The organism is Flavonifractor plautii ATCC 29863, assembly GCF_000239295.1.
Lineage (GTDB): Bacteria > Bacillota > Clostridia > Oscillospirales > Oscillospiraceae > Flavonifractor > Flavonifractor plautii.
On sequence record NZ_JH417781.1, the window covers coordinates 1 to 566 of the forward strand.

Here is a 566-nt window from a genome sequence, read left to right on the forward strand (position 1 = left end):
GGTTCAAGAACAACTGCCCGCTGTCCGGCCCGCTTTATGATGACGTGCGGTTTGAACCGCTGCGTGGCGACCGCAACGGGAGATATTTTGTGGTCATCCGGGACAGTCCCCATGAGACCCATAAGTGGACCATCTACACGGAGCGCCATGGATTTGAACAGCCGGAATTCACCTGTACAAATGTGCGGGATATGCTCCGCCATATCAATTCCATGGCCCCAGAGTCCTGGCGCGGAAATCCGCCGCCCGAAAAAGCGCTGCATCCCCCTCAGAAAAAGCGGAAGGAGGCGGAACGATGAAGTGGGAAAACGCGGGTGCAAAGCTGACCCCATCGCCCAAGCTGCCGCCAGAGGCGGAGCAGGAGATCCTGGAGGCGTTGTTCAAGGGAATGGAGATCCACTCCAGCGAGATCGCCGCGATCCTGAAAAAACATGGCGTGTGCGGGGATGTGGAGGCCCTCCAGGACAGCTACCGCAAGCGCCTGGGCCAGCGTCTCATGGCCAGTCTCCGGGATGATACCGGGCGGCGTGAGGTGCTGGCCAACGGAAAAGGCAGCTATGTAGTGC

At 59.5% G+C, this 566-nt stretch carries 2 pseudogenes; both read left to right on the forward strand.

The features are described from left to right. Nucleotides 1-299 (forward strand): annotated as a pseudogene (locus HMPREF0372_RS09980) (hypothetical protein); the annotation flags it as partial. Next, nucleotides 296-566, forward strand: a pseudogene (locus HMPREF0372_RS09985) (synapsin-1 (Synapsin I)); the annotation flags it as partial. The pseudogenes HMPREF0372_RS09980 and HMPREF0372_RS09985, both read left to right, overlap by 4 nt.